This window comes from Fusicatenibacter sp., assembly GCF_050872605.1.
Taxonomy (GTDB): domain Bacteria; phylum Bacillota; class Clostridia; order Lachnospirales; family Lachnospiraceae; genus Fusicatenibacter.
In genome coordinates this window covers 1-4,907 of record NZ_JBNMHD010000076.1, presented here as the reverse complement: position 1 = coordinate 4,907, position 4,907 = coordinate 1, and the positions used below count along the sequence as shown (strand labels likewise).

Sequence of the window (4,907 nt, the reverse complement as noted above, 5' to 3'; positions counted from 1 at the left end):
GCAAAAAATTCAGCACCGCAGAGCGTGAATTACTGCGTCACAGATTTTCGTCGTACCCCGGTACGCCTTCAAATCTGTTCCTTGCAATTCGCGCTCTGCAGCACTGCCTTTTTTGCATTATTTTCGGGTCTTGCTATAAAAGCAGATTTCTATCAAAAAAATGTTTTTATCGAAAAAAGTGCCATCCACATGCGGACTGTGTGCCCTGCAGTTTGTGGATGACACTTTTCTTATCTTCTTACTTTTTAGTTCTGTCCGTAATAAGCATTTGCGCCATGCTTGCGGTAATAGTGCTTATCCTGCAGCTCCTGCGGTGCCGGCTGGATTCTCGGGTTGATGGTCTCGGCACGGTATGCCATTTTGGCAACCTCTTCGAGGACAACAGCATTGTGAACAGCCTCATGCGCATCTTTGCCCCAGGTGAACGGTCCGTGGTTCTTGCAGAGAACAGCCGGAACGGCTTTTACATCTTTTCCCATCCGTTTGAACTCATTGACGATCAGATGGCCGGTGTTTTCCTCGTATGCCTCGTCAATCTCTTCTTTTGTCAGGCAGCGCAGGCACGGTACTTCACCGTAGATGTAGTCTGCATGGGTTGTTCCGTAGCACGGAATGCTTCTTCCCGCCTGTGCCCAGCTTGTCGCATAGGAGGAATGGGTGTGAACAATGCCGCCGATCTCCGGAAATGCTTTGTACAGCTCCAGATGGGTCGGGGTGTCAGAAGACGGACGGTAGCGTCCTTCTACTTTGTTTCCGTTCAGATCCATGACAACCATATCGTCCGGTGTCAGCAGGTCGTAATCCACGCCGCTTGGTTTGATGACGAACAGACCGCTTTCCCGGTCAATCTCGCTGACATTTCCCCAGGTAAAGGTAACCAGTCCGTATTTTGGAAGAAGCATGTTGGCTTCGTATACTCGTTTTTTCAGTTCTTCTAACATTGTGTTGTCCTTTCTGTCTCACACCACTATTTTAAAGATTCTACTGCTGCGCGCTCAATCGGCAGGCCTTTTTTGTAGCGCTCGGTGAATACTTCAAATCCAGCGACGTCTGCCAGATCCGGATCCATCCTGGTTCCGGCATTTCCGGCGAAAACTTTTGCATCGAGGTAATCCTCGAGTGTTTCATTCTCTTCTTTGTTGATCATATAAGAAGCCAGCAGTGCGATGCCCCAGGCTCCGCCCTCTCCTGCTGTCTCCATGACGGAAACCGGTGCGTCGATGGCACCTGCGAGGATCTTCTGGCCGACACCTTTTGTCTTGAAGAGACCGCCGTGGCCGAGAATCTGGTCGACCTGCACATGCTCCTCTTTCATCAGGATATCAAGGCCGACTTTCAGGGCGCCAAGGGAAGTAAACAGGTTGACTCGCATAAAGTTTGCCAGATTGAATTTCGCATCCGGAGTACGTGCGAAGACAGGACGGCCCTCGTTGAAGCCGGTTACGTGCTCGCCGGAGAAGTAGTTGTAGGCAAGGAGTCCGCCGCAGTCTGCGTCGCCCTCCAGGGCTTTGTTGTACAGCTTGCCGAACAGATCATTCGTGCTGATTTCCATGCCGAAGGTCTGCGCAAATTCACGGAAGAGATTGACCCATGCATTCAGATCAGAAGTACAGTTCTGGCAGTGCACCATGGCAACCGGATGACCGGACGGGGTTGTTACCATATCGATCTCCGGGTATACTTTGGAGAGGTTCTTCTCCAGAACGATCATAGCAAAAACGGAAGTTCCGGCAGACACGTTTCCGGTTCTGACGCGGACGCTGTTTGTTGCTGCCATACCTGTTCCGGCATCTCCCTCCGGCGGGCAGAGCGGAATGCCTGCTTCCAGATTTCCGGACACGTCGAGAAGTGCGGCACCTTCTTTCGTCAGAACACCGGCATTGTCACCTGCGGTCAGAACGTGCGGCAGAACATCGAGTGCTTTCCATGAATATGCTTTGTCTGCGACTGCCTCGTCAAATTTGGCGATCCTATCGGCAAAGTAAGTGTTGGTTTCAGAATCGATTGGAAAGATTCCAGATGCCTCGCCGACACCAACGACACGCTCGCCGGTCATTTTCCACTGAATGTATCCGGCAAGGGTTGTCACGTAGTCGATATCTGCCACATGCGGCTCACCGTTTAAGATTGCCTGATACAGATGGGCGATAGTCCATCTCTGCGGGATGTGGAATCCGAAAAGATCGGTCAGCTTCTCGCTTGCTTCTTCTGTGATATTGTTTCTCCAGGTGCGGAACGGCACGAGGAGGTTTCCTGCTTTGTCAAATGCCATATAGCCGTGCATCATGGCACTGAAGCCGATGGCTCCGACGCGGGTCAGGGTGATGTCGTATTTTTCTTTGACATCAGCTGCCATTTTGGTATAGGCATCCTGCAGGCCCGTCCAGATGTCCTCGATGGTGTAGGTCCACACGCCGTTGTCGTAACGGTTTTCCCACTCGTGATCTCCGGATGCGACCGGGGCGTTGTCTGCGCCGATCAGGACGGCTTTGATTCTGGTTGAGCCGAACTCAATACCAAGTGCTGTTCTCTGTTCGAGGATTGCTGTTTTTGCATCCATTCCCATTGTTTGTTTTTCCTCCCTTGGGTTCTTTTCTATTTTTTTGTCTCTGTTGACAGATTTTTTCCTGCGGTGGATTCTCTTACGATGAGTTCCGGGGAAATCAGGCGTTTGACGCTGCTATCTTCTTCCGGGACTTTTCTGATTTTTTCGAGAATGAGCTCTGCTGCCATCTCACCGAGTTTTTCCTGCGGATGGGCAATGGTCGTGATCCCGATCGGACTGCTCTGGCCGATCAGCGAGTTGTCGTATCCGGTGACGGCGATGTCTTCCGGCACGGAGATTCCCTTTTCTTCCAGCATGGAGATGACGGCGAGCGCGATCTGGTCGTTGTAGCAGACGGCGGCATCGACGGACTTTTTGCTGTCGAGCAGCATGGAAAGCATCAGGGACGGTTTGGTTTTCCGGTCCTCGGTGTGAAACCAGATGACGTTTTCGGGATCATACGGGATTCCGCTTTCCTGCAGCGCCTGCACGTAGCCTTTATGGCGCTGGGCGCCCTGGCTGTCGTCGGCCTTGAAGATGCCGATGATGTTTCGTCGGCCGGTCTCTAAAAGGTGCCGGGTCAGCAGGTAGCCGCCTTTGCAGTCATCCATCAGGATGCAGGGCTTGTCTGCCATCTGGGGGTAGCAGCCCTGGATGAACACGTACGGGATCTGGTACTTGTCCAGCATTTCGTACAAGTTGATGTGGCGGCAGAGGATCTGGCTTTTGCTCGGCTCGATGATGAGGCCGTCGATGGGCTTGTCGAGGAGTTCTTTTAAGACTTTTTCTTCTTTGGAGCGGCTGTTGCAGGTGTTTTTTAAGATAATGCTGTAGCCGTTTTCGCTCAGCACTCGATCCATTCCCTGGATGAGGCGGGGGAAGATGTAGTCGGACAGGTAGGTGGTGGTGACGGCGATGTTTTTGGAGTTATGACGCTGGATTACGCGCTCGGAGCAGAAGGTTCCTTTGCCGTGCCGGGCGGTGATGTAGCCTTCGTTTTCGAGAAGGGCGAGGGCCTTTCGGACGGTGTGGCGTGAGAGGGCGTATTCTTTGGTCAGTTCGTTTTCGGATGGAAGCTTCTGGCCGGGTTTTATGGTTCCGGAGAGGATCTGCTCTTTTAGGGCTTCCATCAGGGTGTAGTATTTGGCTTTGCCGGTGGTTGGTTCCATGTGATTGGTGATTCCCCTTTCTGGAATTCATAATACAACTTGTACGGTTGTTGTGACAAGTTGTATTTTTGTGGGGAGGGGACGCTCAGGAGCATCGGGTATCCGAGGCGTGGCTGTTTCGGAGGCTAGGAACTCTAAGGGTGTGAAAATTTGCTAAAAGCATTCCCCCAAATCAAAAACTCGCATACGCTCAGACAGTTTGATTTGGGGGAATAACGCAAATTTCCACGCCCTAAGAGTTCCTACGCCTCCTGCAAATGCCACGCCCCGGACACCCGATGCTCCTGAGCTGATTTTGGTCCCGTAAGTAGAGGGAAGCGGCCCTGCGGTGGCTTCCCTTGGTTCACCAATAAAGTAAATGGGCGGGCGGGTGGGCCCAATACCTTAATGAGTAGACGAGGACACTTTCTTACGGATAGCCTCTTCATAGACGGTACACTCTTGCGGCCGGTGCATCCGCGGGACGGGATCTCCTTTGAGGAAGTGGTGGCGGATGTAGTAGAGGGTATCGTCCTCACCGCGTTCCGAAAGCATGCGCAGCAGAAATTCGAGCTGCGAGAGGGTCTCCGGGTGGACGAACCAGAGGTGCCCGATTCCTTTTTTGAGATACTGGTACGGCGCCTGGTCGGTATACGCGTCTCCGAGGTAGACGCGGGAGGCGCTGATGCGGTCCATGATCATTTCGGCAACGTAACGGCGCGGCATTGGGACACCTTTGATGATGGTGTCACAGTCGATGCCGTAATCAATCCAGTATTCAAAATGATGTTTGTTGCGCCCTTTGTGGTGCATCCAGGATTTTGACATACCGGTGTCTTCGCGCTCGGCGTTGTTTGGACTTCGGTCTCCCTGGTAGTATTTCATTCCGACGCAAAATTCGGTCGGGGAATATTTCGAGAGGTCGTGGGTCAGGCCCTGCCAGTACAGTCCTATTTTGAAGCAGTACCGCATGACCCACATTTTGTGTGTGGTAATGGTTTTAAAGTGCTGCCATGCTTTCATCATTCTGTCTCTTCTCCTGCTTTCCTGTTGTTTCAACTCACAGTCGGTACTTTCACGGAGTCTGACATGTCGAAAATAGTTCGACTGTGACTTGCCTCATGCCAGTGGAGGATACCGATTTCTCTCCGCCCGCCACTGCCGTTATGTTTCTTTTAACAATTCATCCCACCGCTTTAGAAGCGGGGGACTTC

The 4,907-nt window shown here is 52.2% G+C and carries 5 protein-coding genes; 1 reads left to right on the top strand and 4 read right to left on the bottom strand.

Annotation, left to right across the window (positions count from 1 at the left end; all coding sequences use genetic code 11):
* Positions 1-222, top strand: a 222-nt coding sequence (locus ACY2VT_RS14115) for a hypothetical protein (RefSeq protein ID WP_461880319.1), incomplete at its 5' end; no start/stop codon positions are given.
* A gap of 23 nt (positions 223-245) precedes the next feature.
* Here ACY2VT_RS14115 and ACY2VT_RS14110 read toward each other — a convergent pair.
* From ACY2VT_RS14110 to ACY2VT_RS14095, 4 genes are all read right to left on the bottom strand, one after another.
* Positions 246-941 (bottom strand): L-ribulose-5-phosphate 4-epimerase, encoded by a 696-nt coding sequence (locus tag ACY2VT_RS14110; protein WP_022461490.1) that lies wholly within the window; start codon positions 939-941, stop codon positions 246-248.
* Between the two features lie 26 nt (positions 942-967).
* Positions 968-2,560 carry a xylulokinase gene (locus tag ACY2VT_RS14105; protein WP_461880321.1) on the bottom strand — a complete coding sequence of 531 codons (1,593 nt, stop codon included), beginning with the start codon at positions 2,558-2,560 and terminating at the stop codon, positions 968-970.
* Between the two features lie 35 nt (positions 2,561-2,595).
* Complete coding sequence (locus ACY2VT_RS14100) at positions 2,596-3,714, bottom strand: substrate-binding domain-containing protein (protein ID WP_461880318.1); 1,119 nt, start codon at positions 3,712-3,714, stop codon at positions 2,596-2,598.
* A 384-nt stretch (positions 3,715-4,098) separates the two neighbouring features.
* Complete coding sequence (locus ACY2VT_RS14095) at positions 4,099-4,716, bottom strand: DUF5662 family protein (protein ID WP_461880320.1); 618 nt, start codon at positions 4,714-4,716, stop codon at positions 4,099-4,101.
* Positions 4,717-4,907: the final 191 nt, after the last annotated feature.

Coding starts and splice junctions, on each gene's coding strand:
- ACY2VT_RS14110 (WP_022461490.1), bottom strand. CDS start 941: ATGTTAGAAGAACTGAAAAAACGAGTATACGAAGCCAACATGCTTCTT.
- ACY2VT_RS14105 (WP_461880321.1), bottom strand. CDS start 2,560: ATGGATGCAAAAACAGCAATCCTCGAACAGAGAACAGCACTTGGTATT.
- ACY2VT_RS14100 (WP_461880318.1), bottom strand. CDS start 3,714: ATGGAACCAACCACCGGCAAAGCCAAATACTACACCCTGATGGAAGCC.
- ACY2VT_RS14095 (WP_461880320.1), bottom strand. CDS start 4,716: ATGAAAGCATGGCAGCACTTTAAAACCATTACCACACACAAAATGTGG.